This window comes from Rhizobium sp. CB3060, assembly GCF_025200735.1.
GTDB lineage: Bacteria > Pseudomonadota > Alphaproteobacteria > Rhizobiales > Rhizobiaceae > Rhizobium.
Window position 1 is genome coordinate 22,559 of sequence record NZ_CP104162.1, and the last position, 26,499, is coordinate 49,057.

Below are 26,499 nucleotides of genomic sequence, written 5' to 3' on the forward strand. Positions count from 1 at the left end.
ACTGAGGGGCTGGGATGGGGAAAACGCTTTACATCATCGGAAACGGCTTCGATCTCCACCACGGAATTCCGTCTTCCTATAAATCGTTCGGAAAGTATCTCCGGCGTTCGGATGCCAAGACCTATGATGTCGTCGAGAAATACTTCTCGATGGATGCGCAGTTCTGGGCCGAATTCGAGGATCGGTTGGCCTCTTTCGACAGCGACTCGCTGATCGAGGACGCGTCCAACTTTCTGGTCGGATATGGTGCCGAGGATTGGAGCGACGCATACCACCACGATTACCAGTACGAGATTCAGCAGGCGGTCGAGGCGATCTCGACGACGTTGCGGTTGCGCTTCGCCGAATGGATACGCCAGCTTCGTGTCCCATCGGCTGCTGAGTACAGCGGGCAGCGCGTTCCGGTGAATCCCTTGGCGGTCTTCTTGAACTTCAATTACACGCCGTCGCTGCAACGCTTGTATGGGGTTCCCGACATCAACGTGTTGCACATCCATGGAGCGGCGGCGAACCCAACGGAGACGTTGGTTCTGGGCCATGGATGGGAGCCGGATCCAAACCCGGATCCCTACCGTTTCGAGCTGGATCCGGAGGGTGCGGACATGCGTGTCGTCGAAGGGCAGGGGATTGTAGACGACTACTTCAGGGACACGTTCAAACCCACCGCCAAAGTCATCGAGAAAAACGCAGCCTTCTTTGCCGAGCTGTCGGATGTCGATCGAATTTTTGTGATGGGTCATTCAGTGTCGGAGGTCGATCACCCGTATTTTGAGGAGGTCATCGCGAATATCGACGTCAACCAGGTGCGCTGGAAGGTCAGCTACTATGAGGATCTTGATGGGCTGCGTCAGCGCATGGAGTCGCTGGGTGTGCCGGCCCATCTGACGGAATATGCCATCCTGGATGCGTTTTGAAGTATCAGTTGGCGTAACGCCGCTTGCCGGAAAATATGAAGCTGAAGGATTTTTGGACCTCTTTTGCTTTCTAATTTTGAGGCACTCTACGGTTATCGAAAGGAACCGAACGATGTCTTTGAATGAGCTTTTGAATAGCGTAGCCAACCTCCCTGAGCGCTCCCGGGAAGTGCCGTCGTCACCGCCGCTCGAAACAGTAGCTTTCTTCGTACGATGGTCGCGCGGACTGAAAAACTGGAAGGTCTCGACACTCGCCGACTTCGCAGGCGTTTCGGTATCGACCGTGGAGCGGGTCGAGCGCGGTGAAAAGGTGAGCGTGGAAAATCTCGACAGGATTGCTGTCGCGCTGGGGTACGAGACGGGCAAGCTTCACGCTCCGCGCATACCGCTTGGTGCAGACAAGGCGGCGGAAGATCTGATCGAGACTTACGGCTACCTCGAACAGGTGTCTGTCGTGCCACTGAAAACCCAGAAGGCCATTCGAGATGCGGCGAAGTGCGCTGGCATCCTGGTTCACAAGCACGCCGTACCGGAGGGGCATGACGACTATATCGCAAACCTGGCCGAATGGATTGACCTGGCCGGGTTCATATTGAGCGAGGAAATCGAAAGGGATGGTCAGGAACCCAAAAGACGTCGCCTCTATAGGGACATTCAGGAACATGTGACCGAAATGGAGCGGCAAGGGCTGACGGTGCTCGTTGGTGTTATGGACGCTCCCCAGCCACGATTTCCCGATGTGAAAGTCGCCATACTCGCCATCACGACGAAAGCCGCTGATCCGGGTGCGGTAAAACGGGAGCACGTCTGGGTCGATCGTCGCAACGTTAGCAATCTCAGCTTTGACGTTCCCGACAAGGACCCGTAGGCGCTGCCGGGTCGCAGATACCATCGAGGCAGCCCGGTAGCATTCGGCCGTGTAGTGCAGTCGTTCCGTTCGAACTCTCTTGTGGAACAGGCGGCTTGCAAGAGGTCGCCCGACCTTCCCGGCGTTGCGGCGGCCGAGGAGCGGGACTACCTTTGAGGGTATAGTCAAGGGTCCGCATTTCATTTGCCTGGAGGCGACGTGGATACTCTTTTCAAAGAAGATTTGGAAATTTCGCTTCCGCCGCAATTCGCGATAGCTGGTAAAATCCACGGTGCCTCTGTCAGGAAACTCGGCCATCCCGGCCGCAAGCTGATCGCCTCTGCGAACGAGTTTACCGAAAAGCGAGTTCGGGGACTGTTTCTCCGCAGTCCCGATGGACGGCGCGAGGTGGCAGTGATCCCCCGAAAGACCGACGTGGATCTGCCCAGCGACGAGATACTGCGCCATCCGGCGGCGGTGAGCCTTGCGGAATTCCGGAAAGATTCGACTCCTGGCGTCTGGATCAAGCCCGCCGCAGCCGATGCCACCGGCATCTCGATCGAGGAACTCGAAGGCAGGTGCGACGAAATCCGCCGATCTTGGCGAGGGGCGTTCACCTTTACCGAAGAGCGCATCGTCGGCGACATCGTTGTCCAGCCCGGACTCAGGAAGCCGCAAATAGGTGCTATACATGCCGCCCTCGGCCATTGGACCGCTTCTTCTGCCCCCGCGACGATTGTCATGCCAACGGGAACAGGCAAGACCGAGACGATGCTGGCGCTTATGGTCGTCGCCGAGGTCGGGCGGCTTCTTGTCGTCGTGCCCAGCGACGCCTTGCGGACGCAAATCTCGGAGAAGTTCCTTAGCCTCGGGGTGCTCAAAGACAGCGGTTGTCTTGGCGCTGACGCGAAGTTGCCAGTCGTTGCGACACTCGAAGGAATCCCCAAGTCGGTTGAAGAGGTCGACGGGATCTTCAGGCGGGTCAACGTTGTCGTCACGACGATGGACGCGGTCGCCAAGGCAAGCGCGGAAGTTCAGTTGAGGATGGCGGAGCTTATCAGCCACCTTTTCGTCGATGAAGCCCACCATATCGCCGCCAAGACGTGGCGGGAATTCAAGGCGCAGTTCGCTAACCGCATCGTCCTGCAATTCACCGCGACGCCGTATCGGACCGATGGGCGACGCGTCGATGGAAAGTTCATCTACAACTACCCACTCGCCAAGGCCTATGCCGAGAGGTATTTCAAGAAGATTCACTTCAAGCCGATTTACGGGCTCGACCGGGACGACGCCGACTGGCGGATAATCCAGGCCGTCAAGACGGCCTTGATCCAAGACGAGGCAGACGGCCACGTTCATCTCGCGATGGCGCGCTGTCGGATAATCGAAACCGCCGTCAAGCTGCACCGCCTCTATTGCCAGCTTCTACCGGAGTACAACCCCGTCATCGTCTACAGCAGCCTTTCCTCGAAGGTGAAGTTGGAGGCTCTCCGGAAGCTGAGGTCCGGAGAGAGCAGGATCGTGGTGTGCGTTGACATGTTGGGCGAAGGCTTCGACCTTCCTGAACTGAAGATCGCGGCGCTGCACGACAAGCATCAGAGTGAGGCCATCACCGTACAGTTCGTCGGGCGGTTCACCAGGACGCGGAAAGACCTCGGCGACGCGACGGTTATCGCCAACGTTGTCGCCGCCGGCATGCGGGACAGCCTTCAGGCGCTTTACAATGAAGACGCCGACTGGAACCACCTGCTCGAAGGCCTTGGAACCCGTAACACCGCCCGCGAAGAGCGGCGGCAGGAAGTCTTCGAGGGTTTCGACCAGCCGCCGACGGATTTTCCGCTGGATCAGGTGACACCTCGTCTAAGCGCGGTTGTGTACGAGACCGCTTGCGAAAGATGGGATCCGAACAAGATCGTCGATGCTTATGGCCCCGGCTCCATTATCGAAGGTCCGTCGATCAACTACGCCGAGCGGCTTGCGGTCTGGGTTTTGAAAACCGAAGAGAAGCTCAAGTGGACGTCGATGCGGCAGCCCGTAAATTCGGCGTATCATCTGTACGCATGCCATTGGGACGACGAGCGGCAACTTCTCTACGTCAGCAGTTCGAATCTGAGCGATCTCCACGCCAGGCTGGCCGAAAAGATTGCCGGGGCCGATGCGAAGCGAATTCGCGGAGACGATATCTTCAGGGTGCTGGACGGCTACAAGCGCTTGATCCTAAGCCATCTTGGCCTTTCGGAGGCGGTCCGGAAGCCAATCAGGTATTCCCAGTTCATGGGCAGCGACATAGCTCCCCAGCTTACCGACGACCCCGCCAATCGCGGCCGGATGAAGACGAACATCTTTGGTCAGGGTTACACGGTGAGTGGCAAGTCGACGATCGGGTGTTCCACGAAGGGTAAGATCTGGTCATACGAGTCCGTCCATGGTTTCGCAGGCTGGATGGAGTGGTGCAGGGTCATCGGTGCGAAGCTGCAGGACTCGTCAATTCAGCCAGACGGTATTCTGCGACGGCTGGTTCAGCCCACCAAGCTCACTTCGATGCCCGACAAGCACGCTGTAGCCATCAATTGGCCCGAGGCGGTCCTGCATGTCGATGATGACCGGGTCGATTTGGTTTTCGGCGACGTCTCGGTTCCATTCTACGATTGCGAGATCCGCATCCTATCCCAGATTCCCGGCACCGAGATCGTAATGAGGGTCGGAGGAGATGACGGGTTCGTCGATGTTGCGATGACCATAGACGGTTCCGGTGCGCACTATAGGCCGACGGCCGTGAGCGGCGTCCGCATCGGTAAGAAAACAACGGATTTGGTCACATGGTTCAAGGACGATCCGCCGCATATCTACTTCGCGGATGGCAATATGCTTTTGGCGTCCGAGTTGCTTAAGCTGCCCGACGACCACGCTCCGCCGTTCGATCCCGATCGCTTGGTTGCCCGGGACTGGAGCGGCGTCAACATCAAGAAGGAATCGCAGGGCAGAAACAAGGACGCGACCAGCATCCAGCGCCGCGTCATCGATGAACTGCTGCAGAACGGTGGGTTCGATGTCGTTTTCGACGATGACGGCTCTGGCGAATCCGCAGACGTCGTAGCCATCAAGAAAGAGGGTGACGTCATCACGGTGGCGATGTTCCATTGCAAGTACTCGAGCGATCTTACCCCGTCCGCCAGGGTCGATGACCTCTACGAGGTATGTGGCCAGACGCAAAAGGCGATCCGATGGAGGGAACGGCCGGATCTCCTGTTCGCCCGGCTGAGAAAACGCGAGACGGCAATACAGAAGAAGTTTGGGCTTTCAAGGTTGGAGAAGGGCAGCGTTATCGACCTAATCCAATGGCACAACCGCTGGAGCGAGTTCGACTATCGTTTTGAGATGACCGCGGTCCAGCCCGGGTACTCGAAATCGGAGGCGATCCGACAGCAGGATAAAGGGCAGCTGGAAATTCTCGCCGCAACACAATCGCTCCTCATGGACACGTGGGCCATACCATTCACGTTCCAATGCAGTCCTTGAATTGAAGATTTTGAACCTGCGGGTAATTGGAAAGCGTCAGTCCTCGAGAGTTTTGGATATGGGCGGTCCAGCTTCCGCGTCGATAGGAAATTTGAATGGCCGGTAATGAAGAAGACGAGACAAGGCGATGTGCGAACGTCTCCTGACGGAATTCTTCTATCCGTTCATGGCGATCCGCAATCGCTCCAAGGGATATGCCGTCTCCGCAATCAAGGCGGGTGTCCGTCTCCAGGGCTTCAATGCTGGCGGCGTGCGTTCTCCGCTGACAGACCTTACGAATGCCGAGGTCGAGATGCTCGACGCTCTCATCGCTCCCTGGAAGCGCACTTCTTAGCTGTTGCGAGAACTGGCGGGAGGGTATCCCTGGTCCCGCCAGTCAAGCCGTCATCATAGAGGATCCGAATGATGACGCGGTCGAACCAACCCGTGGGTCTGTTCGGCCATGGACCATGGGGAGCGCTCGGGTACCTGCTCGGCATCCAGCTCCTCCAACGTTCATTTGGCCGGAGTGGTTTGCCCTATCCTGCCTTCGCGAGGGTTACTCGGAGAGGCTAAGTCGATCCTTTTGGCAGGAGGACACACCGTTTCACGGTACATGCGTGTGCAATTGGCGAAGTGTTGTTGATGGTGACTGACCGAAGCGTCGCTTATAATCTGCTGAAAATCGGCCAACATGGGTGAACCCCCATTTCGCTGCGAGAGACGCAACGGTATCGCCTGTTTGCGATTTCTGAAGGTCATTGTGGACCGCTTCGAAACGCAAGTGTTGGAGAAACCCCATCGGGGTCGTCATGTGAAAGTCCTGAAAGCCCTTTTGAAGGGAACGCATACTGACATTGCAGCTATCAGCGATCTCATGAATTGAGATTGAACGTGCAAGGTTCGCTCTCATGAATTCGATGGCCCGCTTGATATGGCGTGGCGATATCGACGCCACGCTACTACCCAGTTCAGCTGAATAACGGTGGGGAATGGACTCGAGAACAAAGTCCGCTAAGGCATCCGTCAGGCTGCGGACGTAAATCGGGGAGCGATGCGAGGTGTTGTCCGAATACAAGGCCATGTAGGCCGTCCGCACGAGGCTCAGCAGCAGACTTCCCGGCCCCGTATCAATGTCAAAAATCGGTTCGAAATCCAGGCGAGTGCTGGTTGGCTTGTCCCGCATTCTGCTCAGTCTCCTTGCGAGGTGATCTCGGCTTAGCAGCAGCGAAAAATGTTGCCGCTCGTCTTTCACACTCCCAAGGTCACCTTCCCTTCCCTGCAAAACGGATGCCCGCCCAGGGAAAGATTCATGACTTTTGCCCTGCGATTCAAACCGTGCTTGTCCTCTGATTGGTAGAATGATCAAGAAATGCCCGCAATCTGCTTCACGAAGAGACTGAAATGCACCATCGTAGGAACAGAGACCAATCGAAATACTATCTGCCGATCTGAATTCGCACTCGAAACAAACCGCAGAATCTCGCCGTGTAGAAATTCCTATTTTTGAATCTTGGGTCGACAGCGCTGCCGATAGTTCGTGAATTCCTCGCCCGTGAGACCGAAAAGTCTCTCGAACAAGCATCGGTTCTTTGTCAGACATGGTTCTTCCGTCTCCGTTCAAACGTCAGGACAATCGAAAGCTCGCATCTGGGGCAATTGTGGGTGCCTGTAGCGTACCGTTTCTCTTTAGAGCCATACCGTCAAAGCAGGTCTTTGTCCGGGGCAGAGGCGATGGATTGTTCGACCGGCTTGACCGCAAGACATAGCTGGTCTTTCGGAACGGGCTAGACTTACGACGGTTGCATCCCCCAACGTGCCGTTGCCATTGATGGCCATGGGTCGATGCCGACGCCTTTTGACTCACCAAGGCTCGCTGTTGGCCGGTTCGGCTTGCTTGAAAGCCAGCTTTTTCAAAAGCACAATCTTTCCACCATGGATCACGGGCAGCGAGCCTCTGGCTTACGTTGCAGAGGCGGTTGGTTGGTACCGGTCCAGCCAATAGGCGTATTGGGTCGGCAGCAATGACCCCGGCTCGGGTATCCCGAGCGTCTTGGCGGCCCAATAGGTCCAGTGTGGGTTCGCGAGATGCGACCGTCCGACAAGCGCCAGATCAAGTTGTCCTTGGGCGACAGCCTCTTCGGCGATTTGAGGCTGTTCGAAACCCCAGGCGGAAGACACCGGGATCTGAACTTCCCGGCGAATACGCTCCGCAACAGGCGCCAGGAAGGCGGGCTTTCCCCACGGGATATCGGCATTCGGAGTGGAAAAGCCGAGGCTTACGCTCAACAGATCCAACCCCTCGGCTTTCATGGCGCGCGCCACCTCTATCGACTCGCCAAGGGTCTGTTCATCGCGCCCGTCAAATTCCACAGCGCCCAGCCGTGCGGTCAACGGCAAACTCTCCGGCCAGACCTTGCGTACGCCGCGCAGCGTGTCGAGCAGGAAACGGCTACGGTTGTCCAGGCTGCCGCCCCACGCGTCATCACGCTGGTTCGCATGAAACGAGAGGAAGCTTTGTCCCAGATAGCCATGGCCAAAATGCAGCTCAAGCCACTCAAATCCGGCATCCCTGGCACGCGTTGCAGCGTCCGCAAAGGCTTGCTGCACACGTAGGATATCGCTGCCATCCATCTCCGCAGGGGTCCGCCCAAGATGGGCCCCGAACGGAATGGCGGACGGAGAGATCGGGGTCCATCCCGCCGGATCGCCTTCGGGAATATGATCGTCTCCATCCCACGGCTTCCTCGCGCTTGCCTTTCTGCCGGCATGCGCCAGCTGGATGCCGGGAACGGCACCCGCGCTACGAATAGCCTTGGCGACGGATGCCAGAGCTGCGGTCTGGCTATCTTTCCACAAACCCAGGCATCCGTCGGTAATACGGCCCTCCGGCGACACGGCGGTCGCCTCGACGGTGACCAGACCTGCTCCGCCGAGCGCCAGCGACCCATAGTGGGTACGGTGCCGATCGCGAGCCATTCCATCCTCGGCCATATACATGCACATGGGTGGAACTCCGATACGATTGCGGAGACGGACGTCTTTGAGACGGAGAGGCTGAAACAGATGAGACATTGCAGAGGGGTGTTCCTGGATATGATCTCGAGGTGAGGAGGCATCAGCGCCATTGGCAATTGTCAGGCTTGCTGCGTTCCCTTTCATGAAGCGCAGCGAAAGCCGATATGACCATGGCCGTTGTAGGGAGCAGTGGACCAGCTATCCCGGAAGCTGACCCGGAAATTGGAGGCTTTGTCGTCGTATGCATAGTCCCCGCCACGGGTTGTCCGCTCGCCGGCCGCATCGACCTTTTCCCGCCCATCCTCGGCCCGATAGGGGTAAGGTTTCTTGAGGCTCTTTGTCCATTCGGCCAAGCTTCCGGCCATGTCGAGAACACCAAAGGGCGAAGCGCCGGATGTCTGCCGGCCAACAGGATCGGTCTGGCCACGGCGTCCGCTTGCGGAGACGCGCTTTGCATCAGGCCTTGCGTTGCCCCAGGGATACGTCCGGTCGTCCATGCCTCGGGCGGCCGCTTCCCACTGGGCCTCGGTCGGCAAGTCCGCGCCGCGCCAAACGCAATATGCGCGGGCGCCTGCCCAGGTGGTTTCGGTCACGGCATGATCCGCGTAACCGGAGGCCGCCTTGAACCGCCCATCGACCAGTATTATTCGGGCGTCATTGTCTTCGAGTTCGATAATTGGATAGGGGCTGGCGCCGCGTGCCGCGGTGCGGAGAAGGCGGATTGTCGCGGCATTTCCATTCGCTAGCGCAATCCCGCCGATATTGAAGCTACCACGGATCGGCAGGTTGAGCGCGTTCAAAAACTCGGCGAACTGTGCGTTCGTCACCTCAGTCCGGTCGATCTGAAACGCATTGAGGGCAACCGTGTGCCTGGGCTGCTCGCTGGCAGGACCATCATTCCGGCCCATAGGATAGCGGCCGCCCGGTATCGCGATCATCTGCGCCGACGCGGCGACGGAGAGAGGGGAAATGAGCTTTGAAGGGGCGCGGCCAGCACGGTTCCAATGATCCGGTGGCTCCTGTGCCTGTGCATTGACGGCAGAGAGAGCCAGCACGGCGCCTCCAAGCAACGCGGTCCAACTGATACGGTCATTCCCAAAAAAAATCATTTTCTCTACCATCCGGCGGGAAAAGACACCCGGATGCAAACCGGGTGTCGATGGATACTTCGTTTTTACCTGAATTATTGGCCCAGGCCGATCTGATCCATGTAGGCCTTGTTGTCGAAGAACAGGTATTCTTCATCCATCGTGCCTTCCTCGGTCCAGTGGCCCACCGTCGCCATCTTGATCTTGAAGGCTTTGCCGGTCGGAGCGATTTCTTTCCCGTCTGCCAGCTTCATGGGCTTGGTAAAGGTGCCCTCGAAGACGCCAATGACACTGGTCCACTCGCCGTCAGCCATCTTCACCGGATGTTCCGAAATACGAGTGTCGGGCGCGAATGAAAACAGGTACTTCATGTCGTTGATGTGGGTCTCGATGCCCTCAGTAACGCGACCGTCGGGCCAGTAGACCTTTACATCCGCGCTGTGGCTCTCCTTGATCCGATCCCACTGCTGCTCGTTGAATACGTCGAAGTCGAGCGTGTCGAAGTTGGCGAGGTGCTCCTTGGCGATAGCTTCGGCTTTCCGGTAGGCGGCAAGATCGCTCGCATCGTCGGCCATCGCCGGCACGCTGAGTGTTGCAAGCGCAATCGTCACGCCAAGCATTCTTTTCCAGTTGAAATTCAGCACTACAAAGTTCCTCTTCAAGAATACGGCACGGAACGTGACGTTTCGAAGCAGAACCTAGTTATGCCGGTGCTGGATGAAAATATACTGTTCGGGCGGGATGTTCATTCCGAATTGGAATCAATGCGCCGCATCAAGGCCATCTCGATGAATCCGAAAAATGTGCGACCAGAAAATCCACGAAAACCCGCAGCTTTATCGCCTGATGACGGCCCGGCGGATAGACGGCATAAACAGGGTAGGGTGCTTCCTCGAAGTCGGCGAGCAGATGCCGGAGGCTACCATCTTGAATCTTGCGAACCGCCATGAAGCTGGGCACGCGGGAAACGCCAAAGCCCTTCTCCGCTGCGGCAAGGCATGCTTCCGCGCCCGAGAAACTAAGTCTGCCCGAAACCGGAACGGTAATCGGTTCGTGCGTCTTCGGCTCTTTGAAGCGCCAGTGATAGGGATCTCCGAAATTCGTATCCAACACACAATCCAGTTCCTTGAGATCGTTTGGATGGGTTGGTATCTTGGCCGTTTCCAAATACTGCGGTGCGGCAACCAACACGACCCTTGCCTCCCACAGCCGGCGACTGATCATACTCGCACTGCCTGGCGTACCGACCCGCACTGCCGCATCGAAACCTTCGTCAACCAGATTGACGATACGATCCGATACGCTCAAATCAATTTCGATGTTTGGGTATGATTTCGCGAACTGAAGTAGAGCGGGCACCACGACCTCGGAGCCCAGAGACATCGGCGCGGTAATACGGAGGCGGCCCCACGCCGAACCAGCCATTGCCTTGACGGATTCATCGAGTTCGTCAATGTCTTCCAATAGCTGTCTAACGCGCTCATAGTAGCAGCGTCCGACTTCGGTCGGGAATATTGTGCGAGTCGACCTGGTCAGAAGCCGAACCCCCAGCTCCTTTTCGAGCCATGTCAGCATCTTTGATGCTTGGCCAGGACTTGTCCTCCGCCGTTCGGCGGCCCTCGCAAAACTGCCCGATTCCATAATCGCCACAAACATGCGGTCACAAGACAGGCGATCCAAGCCATAGCCTCCAGGCAGTCCAGGTAGGGGATCACTACAGGCGGGCGAAAGGCTGATGTCAACCGGCTGTCGTTTTCACGATCAAAAGCCTGAGGCGAAAAGCTACCAACAAAATATACGCCTTCCAGCCGTCCCGGTGGGAAGTGGCTATTGGCGCTGCAGAGCGCTTGACGACCACCATCGTGCATGTCCGTGCCGGTCACCCTGCAAAGTCTGCCGGACCGCCGCCGCACCATCGATGGCCAACCTGCCGGGAGATGCGCGACGATCCTGTTATTGAAGCATTATCCGATGCCGAAGAGATCTTGCTTCGGCTGCAAATGCCCTAGTCCTTTCTGGCCACAACCGAAACCCTGATTCTGATGAGCTTGGAGACCCAATCCCCCGAAGGATCCGAGAACATGCCAAGATCCAGCGTGGAGCGATCGACCTCGATCTCGCCTTCGACAAGGGCCTCGTCACCCTCCAACTGATACGTAAAGGGAAAGACAATCGGGATCGACTTGTTCTTGATGGTCAGCGTGGCGTCTGCCGAATAGCGGTCGCCACCCAGCGACCGAAAGGCGATTGTTTCGAACTCCGCCTCGGGAAAACGGCCCGTATTGAACCACTCGCCGGCTTTGAGGGAGCCCTCCTGAGTGGGATCGCCAGTCCTTGCGGACCCGGTGCTGATCACGACGATGGCTCTCGAGCCGGCAAGATTGTCGGGGTCGAAGCGGATGTCGCCACTCCAATCGCCAAAGTATCCCTCAAATGGCCTATCTGCGTGGCTGCCAGAGAATCGAATGCTGGAATTCGCATTGTCGACAGTCCAGAGGCTGGCATTTGCCTCTGTAGAAGCACCAGCGGAGGAAGAGACGGTCGGAGATGTGTCCACTGTTTCGGAGGCGACCACCGGTTCTGCCGCAGGCCCGTTCGGGAGATGCGACCAATACCCAAGAGCCCCGATGAGCAGCACGGCGAAGACACCTGACGATTTCGGCAAGATAGCGCTGCCTGCCGGACGGTAATGATCAAAGATGTCCTTGCTGCCACGCAGGAACGGCACCATTTGAGCCAGAACGCCGTCCTTGTCCATGAACTGGTGTTTAAGCGCGGCAGCGACATGAAGGGCGATAAGGAGCGTACCGCCATAGGCCAGATAAGCATGTGTGCCCATGGCACCGAATGCAACGCTGCGCGCACCTTCAATTGCGGGCAGGTGCGGGATCGGAAACAGGCCAAACCACGATGTCGCCACCAAGAGCGGTCTGTCGATGCTGACGGCCCAACCAACGGAAACATAGACCCAGCCGGTTAGGGGAATGGCCAAAAGAAGCGCATAGAAGGCAACATGTGTTGCTCGGGCCAGGAAGCGCTCCCATCCTTTCATGCCGGACGGCAGCGCCGGGACGGGGTGCGTGAGGCGCCAGAAAATTCGAACCAGCGTCAGGGCAAGAATCACGAAGCCGATCGATTTGTGGATTTGAAACAGCTGATAGGCAAGCTGCCGCGTGTCGGGATTCTCGATCGCCCTGACCATCCACCATCCCATCGGGATCATGGAAGTGACAAGCACGGCTGTTGCCCAGTGCAAGCCGATGGCAACCACGTCATATTGGGAATGCACGGCACGGTTGGAACGGGGATGCCTAGCAAAGTTCATGTTCGTTGACGTCCTGTCAGATCCGAGCCGCCAATCTCAAGCCAAGCGGCGAACGATTTTCCTCGATATGCCTGATCACAGAACTGGCTGCGGTTCGGGTACGAAGCGCAGCCAGCAACAATCCGCTAGATCATCGGCAGCTTATTCGGTTGCCGTCTCTTGGATGAATTCACCGTCAAACCGGATCGTTACATCGGTACCGACAAAACCGACGGGCTGACCGAATTCGGTTCGATCAAATGTACCTTCGGCCGCGAAACCGACGGCGGGCACGCCTGCGAAGGGATGGCTGTCAATTTCGCCGTTTAAGGTGGCCTTGAGTGTCACGGGCTTCGTGACGCCAAGGAAAGTCAAATCGCCGGTGACATCTGCGGTCGCCGCACCTGTCGGGGTCACGTTTGTCGACTTGAAGGTGATCTTCGGAAATTCGTCGCTGTTCAGCATTTTCGGATCACGGCTGATTTCCTCGTCCCAGGTCTGATAGGGAGAGGAAGCGTGCGACGCCTTGTAGTCGGCCGGATAAGCCGTGACGAGCGACGTTGCATCAATGCTCGCCTCGATAGAGGAGTTCTCGATTGCGGCCGGGTCAAGCTTGAGCGTTGCTTCAAGCTTGTTAAAGCGGACCATGTAGTTGGAAATGTTGTTATGCCCCACGGACCAGACGAGCGAAGCATGCGTCTGATCCAGTTTGTAGGTGCCTGCCAGTACCTTAGCTTCCATTGCGCCTTCAGTGGTCTGCGCAAATGAGACGGCTGCGGTCGAGGATAGTGCCGCCAAACCCACCACCGCGAGACAAATCCAACCTCTGCTTTTCCTCATATTTGTCAAAGCTCCTCTTTGAGTTCGACACGCACTATGAAGGCTGATCGCAGGATACGGGAAATGAACAACTATTGACTTTGGACGTCTTGAAACCTCGTGCCTAACTGCAGGGCAACTGAATCAGGGTAAAAATTATCTAGAAAACCTAGAAAAGTGGGATATATCCTCTTTAGGGCATTAAATGTCGCGGCGGATTTTCCAATCGAGCTCTGGCGCGTGGAAATGAACGGAAGCCGACGTCTATCCGAAAGCCGCCGCCAATATCCGGAAAGCGTTAGAACTGTCGGCAATGCCATCCCTTCGAATTGAACCAGTAAACCTTCCGTGATTGCCGACATACTGCGTTTAACGACGCCTGTCAGACTCTGCGTGTACGGATACCCCTGGGCTCCGGGCTAGCCACAGGAGTCGGAATCTTCTTACGTCTCGGCATTTGCAAAGTAAGCGGTTAGCTGACGGCGTCTGACCTGAAGTTCCAGGGCATGAGGGCTTCGATTTCGGATGCGGGCCAGCCTTGAGCGATGCGGGTCAAGGTCTGCGAGAGCCAGTCGAGCGGATCGATGCCATTCATTTTGCAGGTTTATGCCGACCGGCGAACTATGCCGATTAATCAAGTTTTTTCCAACGTTTCTGGCAGCATAGCGGTCGCCCAGTCGGCATAGCTCGATGTCGATGTTGCCGTCACTTTGAACCTTGGGACCGATTAGTCCCTTTCGTCTATGTCATTCGTTGAATGGATGCGCTTCTGCCAAATAACGTGCGGGTGGCTTTCCCGTAATTTTGCGGAACATGGTGATGAACCCGCTCGCGTTATCGTAGCCGAGGTCGAGTGCGACGTCTTGGACGAGATCACCAGCGATCAGTCTTCTAAGCGCATAAACCATGTGCAGTTGCCGACGCCATCTTCCCAAGCTCATACCGGTATCCGCGATAAGAAGGCGGTTGAGATTGCGCCCGCTCATACCTATCCGTGCGCTCCACTCCTCCAGCGTTGCCTTATCGCCAGGATTTTCCATAAAGCGTTCGGCCATTCTACGAAGACGCGTGTCAGATGGCATCGGTAAATGCAGATTCTCCGATGGGGCCGCCGCCAACTGATCCAGCAGGGTGGCCATCAGGCGACCGGCTGGTCCGTCTTCATCATATGCCTCCGGCTGCTTGGAGGCTTCGATTATGAGTTCCCTCAGCAGGGGTGACACGAAAAGCGTGCGGTATTCCTTCATACGTTGGGGAATACACCTTGGATCGATGTACAGAAAGTAGCATTCCGCAGCACCCCATCCACGGAGCGAGTGACTCACGCCGCCTGGAATCCAAACCGCGCAATTCGCCGGGATGACCCCCATGAAGTTTTCCACTTCGCAATTCACGATGCCCCGGGCGGTGTAAACGAGCTGCGATCTGATGTGGGTATGATGTGGATATTCCCAATATCTTGCCGCAATGAGGTCACGACCCGCTTTGACACTGCCGAGACTGGTATCGGGATCCCCTAACGGCGGGACGTTGTCGACAATGCGAGACATTATATTCTCAACGATTTCGGGAGGGTTTGCCCTCCTTATGACATTAGCCCCGAGTTGCAAAGTGGCCGACGAAAGAAATCTGGACTGTAAAAGTCCGGAATAGACAACATATTGGCCAACCTGAGCTAATCGGCTGGAGACCTCGTGCATATTGTGCAACCAAGCGCGGCGACTTGTGAGGAGCCGTTCGGGATTTTCACAATAGTCGGTGTCTAAAATGTACTATGCAAACGTTCCTGGCCCCCGAAAGGGGCTGGCCTACATCCTTGCCCTGAGCACAGCTTTGTACAGTTCGCTGGGGGCGCATTCGGCGCTCGCGCAGCAGCTTTCGAATGACGAAACGGTGCTCGCTCCTATTGTAGTCGAAGGTGCAACCGAGAACGCTGGCTATACGGTAAAGTCGACAAGCGCTGCAACGAAGCTCACGCTTTCACCAAAAGAAACGCCCCAATCGATGACGGTCGTCACGCAGGAGCGTATTCAGGACCAAAGCCTCCAGACTGTCGGAGAAGTCCTTTTGAACACAACTGGAATTTCGCAGCGGAGCTTCGACAGCGAACGCTTCAGCTACTATTCGCGAGGCTATCGCATCAACAACTACATGTTCGATGGTCTTCCCACGACGCTTGGAACAACCGGCTCATATCTGGAAGGTACGCTCGATACCGCGATGTACGAACGGGTAGAGGTTATTCGCGGTGCTACCGGACTTTTGACGGGTGTTGGAGATCCGTCGGCTTCTGTGAACCTAGTGCGTAAGCGTGCGACGAGCGATGTCTTTACAGCTACGGTTACGGGTGGCGGCGGAACTTGGGACGACTGGAGAGGCGTTGCTGATGTGAGTATGCCGTTAGTGGAGGATGGCTCGATCCGAGGACGCTTTGTCGTCTCTCTCCAGGATATGGAATCGCAGCTCGATCGATATGAAAACAACAAGCAGCTCTTCTATGGAACCATCGACGCAGACCTCGGCGACGGTACCACGTTGAGTATCGGCTTTAACTATCAGAAGTCCGATCCCACAAATGTGACGTGGGGTGGTCTGCCGATTTGGAATTCGGCGGGACAGAAAATCGATTGGTCGCGTTCGTCCAACGTCGCTCCGGATTGGACATACTGGGAGACGGTGAACAAGGGAATAACCGCCGACTTGAACCACGAGTTCGACAATGGATGGGAGGCGCGACTTGTTGCTACCCACGGCGTCACGGAAGCGGATGAGAAACTCGCCGGCGTAAGCGGTTATCCGGATGCGTTAACGGGACGCCTTCGATACCAAGGCGGCCGCTTTATCGAGCACAGAACAGTCGACTCCTTAGACGCGTACGCCAACGGCCCCTTCGAACTTCTTGGTAGGGAACATGAACTGGTGATCGGCGCGAGCGCGAGTCAACAGCGCACACATAGTTGGGGAGCCACACGCCCTTACTTCTTCGTGGATGACGTGTTTACGTTCAACGGATCAGTTGCCGAGCCGAACTGGGGCGCCCTGACAGATTCAGGTGTGAACCGGACTAATCAGAAAGACGTGTACGCAGCGACTAGGCTGAATGTGACAAACGATCTGAAATTCATCTTGGGAGGACGGCTTACCGACTGGCGAACACAGGGAAGCTCGGAGACCAGCGAAGACAAGTTCGTCCCCTATGCTGGGGTGGTTTATGATCTCACAGACAACTACGCTGTGTATGCAAGCTATACCGGCATATTCAATCCTCAGACGAATCGAGATACGACCGGCGCTTACCTTGCTCCCCTAGAGGGTGTGAATTACGAAGCAGGGGTAAAGGGAGCATTCTTTGACGACCGCCTGAATGCCTCCTTATCTGTTTTCCGAACGGAGCAGGACAATCTCGCGACCGCTGATGGCAGCAATACAGTACCTGGATCGGGGTCGCAAGCATATCGCACAACCAATGGAACTGTCAGCAAAGGCTTCGAGATCGAGCTCAATGGGGCGCTGACAGATCGCTGGAATGTAAGTGCCGGCCTGGCGCACTATTCGCTTGAAGGGCCGGACGGGATAGCGGTGAACACGTATATTCCCCGCACCACCATTCATCTCTTCACGTCTTATACGCCCGAGGTTCTGGATGACAATCTGACTGTCGGTGGCGGTTTAAGATGGCAGAACAAAATTTATGCCGACGTCACGAGTCCAACTGGAGCGCAACGCATTACCCAAGATCCCTACGCGGTGTTCGATCTGTTTGCCAAGTACAAGGTGTCAGAGGCGGTTACGGCACAGATCAACGTCAATAACTTGTTCGACAAGATCTACTACAGCCAGCTTGGTTTTGGGAATAATGTCGGCTTCGGTCCGGGTCGAAGCGTCTTTGCGTCCCTGACCTACAAATACTAGAGTTCCGAAGTCCTTGGACAATAGACGCCCGCCTGCCTCAGCGACCGGGCGTCGCCCTGGATTGTCCTGATTGAGCAATCGTCTGCCCGTTCCGCGCTATCCACATCAGATAAACATCCCTTAAAGACAGCTCAAGATGAGCGATACGCTCAAGTTTTTCGTGCCCCCCATCTGGGCTTGGTGCCGTAGGCGATCACGTAGTCAGAGGTATGTCATGCCGGGAATTCGAAGAACATTCATCATCGGTCTGGCGGCTTCCCTGACATCGCTGGTCGCACCACTGGCATCAGCCGACGAAGAGCGGACGCCTGCGGCTTACCCCAAGGCGATTGAGCACAGCCTCGGCGAGGCCATCATCTCCAAGGAGCCGGATCGCATCGCGGTCCTGGGATCGACCGACGCGGATATTGTATTGGCGTTGGGCAAGGTTCCAGTGCTGGTGAACCGCTGGGTTCCAGAGTGGACCTACGGCGTCGGCCCTTGGGCCGAGTCGTATCTTCATGGGCAGAGACCTTTGATGATCACTTCGCGAGAGATTAGTCTTGAACTCGTGGCGGCCTCAAATCCCGATCTCATCGTCGGATCGAGTACGTCGCTCGACGCTACGATGTATTCGAAACTGGGCCTGCTTGCGCCGACAACAGCTGCTCCCAAGGAGTATCCCGACCCCTACACAACCCCGTGGGATGTCGAGACGCTATTTGTCGGCAAGGCCCTCAACCGGGAGGCTCAGGCGCAGGAGCTTGTCGAGCGAACTAGATTAATGTTCGAAAAAGTCCGAGCTGATCACCCATCGTGGCAGGGGAAAAGCGCCGCCACCCTGATCAACTGGAACGGCCAAGTCCTAATGTATGCCTTCAGCGACAATCGCGGACGATTCCTCAAAGACATGGGATTTGACATGCCCGCCGATCTCAAGGCGCTGACAGGTGGAAAATTCTTTGCTCCGATCAGCGAGGAACGCTTTGATCTCTTCGCTAAGCTCGATTTAATCGTCGTCCTGACAAGCAGCAAACAAGCCCGCGAGTTTTTCGAGAGATCGCAGCTGTTCCAACAACTTGATATCGTCAAAAAGGGACACGTTGTATACACGGACGACCTCGGGCTGACGATGGCCATGTCAGCTTCCACCGTACTCTCCATCCCCTACGTCCTCGACACGCTTGATAAAAGGATCGAGCAAGCGATCGGAAAGTGAGCATGTCGATCCGTCTCGGTAGTAGCAGTGGTCGGACTTACTTGATTTACTTGGCAGCTCTTGCGCTGCTGGCGGGTACCGCGGTGCTGAGCATCGTTTTTGGTACGAAATCACTTCAGTTGGCCGATGTGCTTGGTGCATTAACAGAGCGCTCGCAATCCCATGACAGCAATGTCGTTTGGACCGTGCGCGTACCGCGAACACTCGTTGGTATTGCAGTGGGGATGGCGCTGGGACTTGCTGGATCACTGATGCAATCTGTGACCCGCAATCCATTGGCCGACCCAGGCCTTTTGGGAATTAACGCCGGAGCGGCGGCCGGCGTAGTGATTGCAATCCAGTTGGACCTTGGAGGCAGTTCTGCCTACGTCTGGGCAGCCTTGATTGGCGCAGCGCTGACGACCGTGGCTGTCTACGGGATCGGAAGCACGGGCCGGCCCTCAGTCCGTACAATCCGAATGACCTTGGCTGGAGTTGCGGTGAATGCCGTTATGATCTCGGTTGTATCGGGGGTGCTACTCATGCATCAACCAACAATGGAGAGTTACCGTTTCTGGGCGGTCGGAGCGATTGCTGGCCGATCCTTGGAAGTCCTGTCTCAGACGGGACCCTTCATTCTCACTGGCGTGGTGATCGCCTTGATGCTCGGCTCTTCGTTGAACGTAACTACGCTAGGCGAGGACCTTGGCGCTTCGTTGGGAACCAATGTCGAGGGCGTGCGGGCTTCCGCGATCCTAGCGACCGTTCTCCTTGCTGGGGCGGCAACAGCAACAGCTGGGCCGATCGGTTTCGTTGGATTGGTCGTGCCGCACATGATCAGAATGCTCGGCGCTACCGATCAGCGAAAGCTGCTAGCGTGCTCAATGTTGATCGCCCCGGTGGTACTCCTATGGGCCGATATCATCGGGCGGCTGATTGCGAGACCCGGTGAAGTGGAGGTGGGCATCGTTATCGCATTCGTGGGAGCGCCGTTCTTCGTATATCTGGTCCGCCGACGGAAAGTCATCGAACTATGATCCCGGGCTCAACCTTGGCCGTCGTATCTTCGTATCCACCGAGCAGATTTCGGACAGCGCGCCGCAGGGTCTTGCTGGTTAACATGGCAGTTATCGTCGCAATAATCGCGATTGCCTTTTTAGCGCTGACGACAGGACAGCCGCCCCTATCGCTTGAAAGGGTGCTTGCATCACTTTGTGGCACTGGCACGGGTATGGAAAACTTCGTGCTTCTGACGGTACGAATTCCACGATTTCTGACTTCGCTCCTAGTGGGGGCGGCTCTCGCGGTCGGTGGGGCCATCTTCCAGAGCATCTCGCGTAATCCATTGGGCAGTCCGGACATCATGGGTTTCAACGCGGGAGCCGCAACAGGCGGCCTCATCGCGATGTTCATTTTCAACATGATCGGCTTCGGCCTCGTAGTCGGGGCGATCATCGGCGGGTTATCGACGGCCGCATGTATCTATTTCCTTTCAATGAAGAAAGGCGTTCGCGGATATCGGCTGATTCTCATCGGTATCGGGATCAGTCCCCTCCTCTCCGCCTTCAATACATTCATCCTCACGCGGGCAAATGTGAACAAGGCTCAGGACGCAGCCTTTTGGCTGACGGGCAGCCTGAACGGGGCGGGTTGGGAAGATGTCTGGCCAGTCGCGATCGCGCTGGGAGCGCTTCTCGTCTTCACGCAGCCCCTTCGACATGACTTGGACATCCTTGAGATGGGGGATGAGCTTGCGGCCTCGCTGGGTGTCCGTGTTGAAGGAGTCCGCCGAGGAGCCATCGCGGCCGGAGTCGGCCTTGCAGCGACAGCCACCGCCTGCGCAGGCCCTGTATCTTTCGTAGCGCTTTCGGCACCACACATCACGCGCGGCCTTACTCCGGGCTCCGTATTGCGTCTGTCTACGTGTTGCCTAGTCGGAGCACTTTTGCTTTCCGCCAGCGATCTCCTCGCACAGCGTGCTATCCCCGCCACGTCATTTCCAGTCGGGATCGTGACCGGCGCGCTCGGCGGTATTTATCTGGCCGGCTGGCTCATCATGGCTTGGCGACGGAGTTCAAGGTGACCATATTAAAGGGAACCAACATCACCCTTGGCTATGGCTCTGGCCCCATCGTTCGTGAAGTCGATATCGAAATTCCGGAACAATCCATCACCATCATTGTCGGTCCTAATGGCTGCGGCAAGTCTACTTTGTTGAGAGGACTGGCCGGGCTGTTGAGCCCGTCAGCCGGGCAGATTTCACTCGCAGGAATGCGATTGGACTCGATGAGTGTTAGAGCGCGTGCTAGACGACTGGCATTTCTTCCGCAAAGCCCGATTGTACCTGATGGAATTACGGTCGAGGAGCTCGTCTCTCGCGGGCGCAATCCCCATCGGAAATTTCTGCGCGGTTGGACAGCTCAGGATGAGCGCGCTGTGAAAGGCGCGATGTCCGAAACCGGTGTCGATGGATTGGGGTCGCGAGTTCTGAACGAGCTTTCCGGCGGACAGCGGCAGCGCGCCTGGCTCGCATTGGTTCTTGCCCAGCAGACGGAGCTTGTCCTACTCGACGAGCCAACAACCTATCTCGATATAGCCCATCAAATTCACGTGCTCGATATCTGCCGGTCGCTACATGAAACTCACCGGAGGACAGTTGTCGCGGTTCTTCACGACCTGAACTTAGCATGCCGCTATGCGACAAACATTATTGTGATGAATGAGGGGAGGGTGCTTGCGGAAGGTAAGCCATCGGAGGTGATTTCGTCTAGATTGCTCGAGGATGTCTTCGGCATTGAATGCAGCATTACCTCTGAACCAATCTCCGGAAAGCTACACATTATCCCTCACCGTCGCGTGGGCCCTATATAAAAGGGTGCCCGGTGATCGCGAGATCTATTCACCCGATGAGGCACTATCCCGTAACAATAGCCAGCAAGTCCTTTGCGTCGATCTGGTCACCCGCCTTGACGAGGACTTCGGCGATCGTACCGTCCTTCTCGGCATGGATCGCCGTTTCCATCTTCATCGCTTCGATGGACACCAGCACGTCGCCGGCGCTGACCGTCTGGCCGGCCGAGACGAAGGCTCGCGAGATGACACCCGGCATCGGCGCGCCGACATGGGGGGCATTGCCCGGCTCCGCCTTGCGGCGGGCGGCGGCACCAGTGGCGCCATGCGCCCGATCCGGCACCTTGATGCGGCGCGGCTGGCCATTGAGTTCGAAGAAGACGGTGACCATGCCCTGGCTATCGGTGCCGCTCATCGCCTGATTGACGATGACGAGCGTCTTGCCCTTCTCGATATCGGCAAACAGCTCCTCGCCATCGGCAAGACCGTAGAAGTAGGCAGGCGTCGGCAGCACGGAAACCGGACCGTAGGTGTCCGAAGCCAGCGCGAAATCGGTGAAGACCTTCGGATACATGAGGTAGGAGGCGAATTCGAAGTCGCTGACCTCACGCTCGAGCTTGGTCTCGATCGCCTTGCGCTCCGCATCGAGGTCGGCATCATCAAGGAGCGAGCCGGGGCGCACCGTATAGGGCTGCTCGCCTTTCAGAGCCTTCTTCTGCAACGCTTCCGGCCATCCCGACGGAGGTTGGCCGAGATCGCCCTTCAGCATTGAGACGACCGATTCCGGGAAGGAAACTTCCCTCTCGGCACTGACCACATCGGCGACCGTCAGGTCCTGGCTCACCATCATCAGCGCCATGTCGCCAACGACCTTGGAGGATGGCGTCACCTTGACGATATCGCCGAACATCTGGTTGGCATCGGCATAAGCCTGGGCGACCTGGTGCCAGCGGGTTTCGAGGCCGAGCGAGCGAGCCTGCTCCTTGAGATTGGTGAACTGGCCACCCGGCATTTCGTGCAGGTAGACTTCCGAAGCCGGTCCCTTGAGATCACTCTCGAATGCCGCATACTGATTGCGCACCGCTTCCCAATAAAAGGAGATGCGGCGGATCCATTCCGGATCGAGGCCAAGATCGCGCTCGGAGCCGGCGAGCGCCTCGACGATGGAGCCGAGACAGGGCTGCGAGGTATTGCCGGAGAGCGCATCCATCGCCGCATCGACGGCGTCGACGCCCGCCTCGACCGCGTCGCCCTTGAAGATAAAGGCACGGAAGTCTGATCGGTTTGAGTTGCGCCACCGCAAGCCTCATTCGTCAAAGGTGGCTTGACCCTCCTATTGTGACAAGTTTCGGTGTGGGAGCAGGAAACGGGTGGCTGGGCGCTGGTAGTGAGGCGAGACGAGCGTCTGTTTCAGGCGTGACGTGACGACAAAGTCCAGAAACCGGCCCGACGCCATAGCGTGCGAAATATGGTCTTATGAGGTTGTACCCACGTTGATCGCCTGTCTGATAATGACGGAAGATCCAGTAGGCGATCAAGTCCGCCATCTGAATCAGACGCGATGCTTTGGAATCCAGAAAAAGTGGGACTTCAGCAAAGTTCCGAAGTTGTCCGGTGGCATGCCCAATGTGCTTGAAAACATGAGACAACGTTTGGATTTTCTCCTCGTAGTTGCTTTTGTCGAGGATGACCAAGCCGCGTTGCGGGTTCTTTTTCTTGTAGAGTGTCTTCAGATATCCGTCGAAACACGAAGCCACTTCCTCGAAACTACGAGCCAGGATATCGTTAGGACTGAAGAGCTTCTTCTCAATGACGCAGGCGTAGACTTTCAACTGCAGCTGCTTGTCGGCCAGCAGCGACAAGATATCAACGACGGCCTGAACTCTGTCATTTGGAGCCACGCCTTTCCAAGTCCCGCTGCCCGACCGCATCGGGTTTCCATGGAACTCAATGTCACGAGGATTGGCTGAGCTGAAGCGCGCTGCAACTGGATCTATCTGGCTTTCCAGCCAATGGGTCTGGCGCTCGAATATGCTGAATCCGGCGAGGACAAAGAATTCAGAGCTTGGATCATGTGAGTGACCCGACTCGTCGAGATACAGTAGATGCAACGAATCCCCCTGAAACGAAAAAGCGGACCGCATGCGGTCCGCTCGAATTCGATAAGCCGAGTGAAACAATCGTTCAACGCACCGACGGATCAGCGCTCTCGACTATGACCAACATATATCTGTTGGGTGTTCGTTTTTCAAGAGGGCGGCTCCGCACACGTGCGAGCCTCACAATGGACCACTCATAGCGTCCAGTTATCCATCGCCTCGACACATCAAAAAAATAGGGCCATCGGAATACCGAGGCCCTTTAATTGTGAAGGTCAAAAACCTCCAGAGGGGAACAGCTGATACGATGGACCTGGGAGGAAGCCATCGCGTGCATCAGCTATAGGCATACTGCCTAGATATTGTGCGATGCGCAAACAAGAATTGTGCAACGCACCTATGCAAAATGCGATGGTCTACCTAACACCCTCGAATTTGCGGTTGCTTACTGCGTTCAGCTTCTTCTCCACCGTAAGCCTGCAATGACGGCGAGCTACTCCCAGACCGGTGTGGACGGACCACCAGAGTTTGGTGTGCGGCGATGTATTCCGGATCAGCAAGATCTTTGAAGCTCGAGGCTGGGCTCATGGAGGCGTTCCATTCCCGCTCTTGATGGATGGCTTCCTGGTCCAGCCCCGGATCTCCGTCGATCAACCCGCTGCGGGGTCCGCTACGCAAGCGTGCGGCCACTCGGCTTTGCCTTCGCGGTGATCGCGACCGGTTCCGGACACTGACGGGAGCCATCGAGCGGGAACGGCCCGCTCCAAGATGGAGCCCTCCGATGAACACAGATCTCAACCTCGCACAGAACCACGCGTTCCAGCTCTCCCGCACCCTTATGGTCCCGGTCACGCTTTTCCGGTCCGGCGACGAGTTCGGCGTCCTTCCGAGCGACGAACTCGATGACGGCGAGGTCGAGACCATCGCGGAGTTCGATCCCTTCGCGTACGGGCCGGCTCATTGAGCCGGCATTTCCCTTCAGGTGCCGCTTGCGAGCTGCAGGCGGCAAGGGAAGCTTCGCCGCAGCTGGCACGGGCCCTTGGTTGCCACGGTGCAGATCTGCAGGTTGCCAGCCGCGCCCTTGCCCCCTTTGCTCTTCGCGGACCGTCGGAAACGGTCCCGCAAATTGCGGGAGAAATGAATCTGGAAAGAAGGGCGGCGCCAAGAGCGCCGGCAGAAGGATGGAGAAACAGAAACTGGAAGACCTACGGGATCGTGTCCCGTGCGCCGTCGTGCTGGAGCAGGCGGGGTTCGCGCTCGATCTGAAAGAAAGCACACGGCGGGCAATCAAATACCGGCGCGGCGGGGAGATTGTCATCGTCATACACGGCGGCACGGGATGGTTCGACCCGCTTTCCGAGGCCAAGGGCGATGTCTTCAGCCTCGTTCAGCATGTGGAGGGCTTCTCTTTTGTTGATGCTCTGAATCGTGTCGCGTCGCTGCTTGGGGTCGACTTGCAGGAGCCAGAGTGGCGACGCTCAGTGCGCGATACCGCTCCTGCAGCTTCCATCTGGGAGCGATGGGACGGTCGGCGAAGGCCATGGCGCGGGTCTATGACGTGGCGCTATCTTGCAACCGATCGCTACGTACCGCACAGGATCATCCGCGCGGCTATTGAGACCAATGTCCTGCGGGAAGGCCCATACGGCAGCATGTGGGCGGCCCATGTCGATGACGCTGGTGCCGTGACCGGCTGGGAAGAGCGCGGCCCGGACTGGCGGGGATTTTCGAAGGGCGGATCGAAGGTGCTGTTCCGTCTCGGCGCCAGATACGCCCTGCGCCTGTGCGTCACCGAAGCAGCGATCGACGCCATGAGCCTTGCCGCTTTCGAAGGGCTGCGCGATGGAAGCCTCTATCTCAGCACCGGCGGAGGCTGGTCGCCGACGACGGAGGTCGCACTCCGCAAGCTGGTCTCGTGTACTGGTGCGTTGCTCGTCGCGGCTACCGATGCCAACAGCCAGGGCGAGAATTTTGCCGGCCGCCTTCGCGACATTGCCGATGAAGCGGGCTGCGACTGGTTACGGCTGAAGCCGCCGGCCGACGACTGGAATGATGCGCTACGCGCTCGCGAGCAAGAGAGGAAAGAAAGAAGAATGGAAAGAGAGAGGGGAGGCGTGCCGCATGCCCGCCGGCCTCGTCAAGGGTAAAGCTTCGCCCGGCTATGCCGGCCCTTGACCCGCCCGGACGGAGAGGCGGCCTGGAAGGAGGTGTCAGGAAGGACTGAAGAAAAGATGGCGACCATGAGGATCCGCCGCGTCTCAGTCCGGACGAGGCTGAAGGAGCCCGATCATGACCCTCTCTCCCATCCGCAAAATCTATCAAGGCATCGCCGACCGCCATCAGATGTTCCACATGTTCGACCGTCACGCGCAACGCCCGAACCGATGGGACGGCGACGACAGTGCGCTTTACGCTGGCGAGTGGTTCGAGATTGATGAGGCGTCCAGCGACTATATGCTCGACGTTCTGCCGCCACTGTGGATCCGTGGCGAGATGTTCGCGATGCGCGAATTTCTGACGGGCTCGATCACATCTGTCTTCTTCACCCTGTCGATCGATGGCCATGCCCGCCATTTCCACGGTTACTGCGACCTTGCCGATACCGGTTCGACCGAGCGCATGCGGGCCGCCATCATCGAGCGGGAGACCCGCCCGGTGCGGGCGATGACACGCGAGGAGCGCCTCGAGCATATTTGGTCTAGCACGGCCGACGGGTATCGCGGTTACTCCCACTTCCAGTTTCCAGCTCCTAAGCGCGGCAGGCGGTACATCCGGATGTTCGGGAGTGGCGCGATCAACGTCAAGCTGCTCGAGGATCTGACCGACGCGGAGATCGCGTCCAAGCTGCCGGTGCATCTGCGCTATCTGCCTGACGCGATTGCAGCGTGACGGAGACGTGACATGTTCACTTTCTCTGTGACCAATATTGCCGCCGTGCTGGCGCGTGGCCGCGCTGACGCGGACGCAAATGGG

20 protein-coding genes and 4 pseudogenes are annotated in these 26,499 nt (G+C 57.3%); 12 read left to right on the forward strand and 12 right to left on the reverse strand.

What is annotated here, in order from left to right:
• Positions 1-14 precede the first annotated feature (14 nt).
• The 4 genes and pseudogenes from N2601_RS33605 to N2601_RS33620 form a co-directional block, all read left to right on the forward strand.
• Entirely contained in the window at positions 15-914 is a 900-nt protein-coding gene (locus N2601_RS33605) for a bacteriophage abortive infection AbiH family protein (protein ID WP_260306211.1), read from the forward strand.
• A complete protein-coding gene (locus tag N2601_RS33610) occupies positions 904-1,782 on the forward strand; it encodes a helix-turn-helix domain-containing protein (protein WP_260306212.1) in 879 nt (292 codons plus the stop codon). The genes N2601_RS33605 and N2601_RS33610 overlap by 11 nt, the downstream gene beginning before the upstream one ends.
• A 198-nt stretch (positions 1,783-1,980) precedes the next feature.
• On the forward strand, positions 1,981-5,280 hold the full coding sequence (locus N2601_RS33615; RefSeq protein ID WP_260306213.1) for a DEAD/DEAH box helicase: 3,300 nt from the start codon (positions 1,981-1,983) through the stop codon (positions 5,278-5,280).
• Between the two features lie 124 nt (positions 5,281-5,404).
• Positions 5,405-5,614 (forward strand): annotated as a pseudogene (locus N2601_RS33620) (5-dehydro-4-deoxyglucarate dehydratase); the annotation flags it as partial.
• Between the two features lie 252 nt (positions 5,615-5,866).
• Here N2601_RS33620 and N2601_RS33625 read toward each other — a convergent pair.
• The 10 genes and pseudogenes from N2601_RS33625 to N2601_RS33670 form a co-directional block, all read right to left on the reverse strand.
• Positions 5,867-6,862, reverse strand: a complete 996-nt coding sequence (locus tag N2601_RS33625; protein WP_311319482.1) for an AraC family transcriptional regulator — start codon at positions 6,860-6,862, stop codon at positions 5,867-5,869.
• A gap of 359 nt (positions 6,863-7,221) precedes the next feature.
• Positions 7,222-8,334, reverse strand: coding sequence for an NADH:flavin oxidoreductase/NADH oxidase (locus N2601_RS33630; RefSeq protein WP_260306214.1), 1,113 nt, complete (start codon positions 8,332-8,334; stop codon positions 7,222-7,224).
• 83 nt (positions 8,335-8,417) lie between these two features.
• The gene (locus N2601_RS33635; RefSeq protein ID WP_260306216.1) at positions 8,418-9,332 is read right to left on the reverse strand and encodes a formylglycine-generating enzyme family protein; all 915 of its coding nucleotides are present in this window, start codon (positions 9,330-9,332) and stop codon (positions 8,418-8,420) included.
• Between the two features lie 128 nt (positions 9,333-9,460).
• Positions 9,461-10,009 carry an ester cyclase gene (locus N2601_RS33640; protein WP_260306217.1) on the reverse strand — a complete coding sequence of 183 codons (549 nt, stop codon included), beginning with the start codon at positions 10,007-10,009 and terminating at the stop codon, positions 9,461-9,463.
• 130 nt (positions 10,010-10,139) lie between these two features.
• The gene (locus N2601_RS33645; protein WP_260306252.1) at positions 10,140-10,829 is read right to left on the reverse strand and encodes a substrate binding domain-containing protein; all 690 of its coding nucleotides are present in this window, start codon (positions 10,827-10,829) and stop codon (positions 10,140-10,142) included.
• Positions 10,830-10,868: 39 nt separating this feature from the next.
• Positions 10,869-11,021, reverse strand: a pseudogene (locus N2601_RS33650) (helix-turn-helix domain-containing protein); the annotation flags it as partial.
• A 349-nt stretch (positions 11,022-11,370) separates the two neighbouring features.
• On the reverse strand, positions 11,371-12,690 hold the full coding sequence (locus N2601_RS33655) for a cytochrome b/b6 domain-containing protein (RefSeq protein WP_260306218.1): 1,320 nt from the start codon (positions 12,688-12,690) through the stop codon (positions 11,371-11,373).
• A 141-nt stretch (positions 12,691-12,831) separates the two neighbouring features.
• Positions 12,832-13,476 (reverse strand): YceI family protein, encoded by a 645-nt coding sequence (locus tag N2601_RS33660; RefSeq protein WP_260306219.1) that lies wholly within the window; start codon positions 13,474-13,476, stop codon positions 12,832-12,834.
• Between the two features lie 484 nt (positions 13,477-13,960).
• Positions 13,961-14,092: pseudogene (locus N2601_RS33665) on the reverse strand (transposase domain-containing protein); the annotation flags it as partial.
• Positions 14,093-14,234: 142 nt separating this feature from the next.
• Positions 14,235-15,038, reverse strand: coding sequence for a helix-turn-helix domain-containing protein (locus tag N2601_RS33670; RefSeq protein WP_260306220.1), 804 nt, complete (start codon positions 15,036-15,038; stop codon positions 14,235-14,237).
• Between the two features lie 217 nt (positions 15,039-15,255).
• Between N2601_RS33670 and fhuE the strand changes: the two genes are divergently transcribed.
• From fhuE to N2601_RS33695, 5 genes are all read left to right on the forward strand, one after another.
• Complete coding sequence (gene fhuE / locus N2601_RS33675) at positions 15,256-17,400, forward strand: ferric-rhodotorulic acid/ferric-coprogen receptor FhuE (protein WP_260306221.1); 2,145 nt, start codon at positions 15,256-15,258, stop codon at positions 17,398-17,400.
• A gap of 214 nt (positions 17,401-17,614) precedes the next feature.
• Positions 17,615-18,598: an ABC transporter substrate-binding protein gene (locus N2601_RS33680; RefSeq protein WP_260306222.1), complete on the forward strand. Its 984-nt coding sequence runs from the start codon at positions 17,615-17,617 to the stop codon at positions 18,596-18,598.
• Positions 18,599-18,600: 2 nt separating this feature from the next.
• The gene (locus tag N2601_RS33685) at positions 18,601-19,614 is read left to right on the forward strand and encodes a FecCD family ABC transporter permease (RefSeq protein WP_260306223.1); all 1,014 of its coding nucleotides are present in this window, start codon (positions 18,601-18,603) and stop codon (positions 19,612-19,614) included.
• Positions 19,611-20,660, forward strand: coding sequence for a FecCD family ABC transporter permease (locus N2601_RS33690; protein WP_445945085.1), 1,050 nt, complete (start codon positions 19,611-19,613; stop codon positions 20,658-20,660). Before N2601_RS33685 ends, N2601_RS33690 begins: the two co-directional genes overlap by 4 nt.
• Positions 20,657-21,448, forward strand: a complete 792-nt coding sequence (locus N2601_RS33695; protein WP_260306225.1) for an ABC transporter ATP-binding protein — start codon at positions 20,657-20,659, stop codon at positions 21,446-21,448. The genes N2601_RS33690 and N2601_RS33695 overlap by 4 nt, the downstream gene beginning before the upstream one ends.
• A 43-nt stretch (positions 21,449-21,491) precedes the next feature.
• Here the strand turns inward: N2601_RS33695 and N2601_RS33700 are convergent.
• Together N2601_RS33700 and N2601_RS33705 are read right to left on the reverse strand one after the other, a co-directional pair.
• Positions 21,492-22,673, reverse strand: a pseudogene (locus N2601_RS33700) (biotin/lipoyl-containing protein); the annotation flags it as partial.
• 67 nt (positions 22,674-22,740) lie between these two features.
• Positions 22,741-23,538, reverse strand: a complete 798-nt coding sequence (locus N2601_RS33705; protein WP_260306226.1) for a DUF3800 domain-containing protein — start codon at positions 23,536-23,538, stop codon at positions 22,741-22,743.
• A 769-nt stretch (positions 23,539-24,307) separates the two neighbouring features.
• On the opposite strand from N2601_RS33705, the gene N2601_RS33710 reads away from it, so the two are divergent.
• The 3 genes from N2601_RS33710 (at position 24,308) to N2601_RS33720 (ending at position 26,415) form a co-directional block, all read left to right on the forward strand.
• Positions 24,308-24,490, forward strand: a complete 183-nt coding sequence (locus N2601_RS33710) for a hypothetical protein (RefSeq protein ID WP_174067037.1) — start codon at positions 24,308-24,310, stop codon at positions 24,488-24,490.
• Positions 24,491-24,707: 217 nt separating this feature from the next.
• On the forward strand, positions 24,708-25,673 hold the full coding sequence (locus N2601_RS33715) for a DUF3991 and toprim domain-containing protein (RefSeq protein WP_260306228.1): 966 nt from the start codon (positions 24,708-24,710) through the stop codon (positions 25,671-25,673).
• 142 nt (positions 25,674-25,815) lie between these two features.
• Positions 25,816-26,415, forward strand: coding sequence for a DUF1419 domain-containing protein (locus N2601_RS33720; RefSeq protein ID WP_260306230.1), 600 nt, complete (start codon positions 25,816-25,818; stop codon positions 26,413-26,415).
• Positions 26,416-26,499 lie beyond the last annotated feature (84 nt).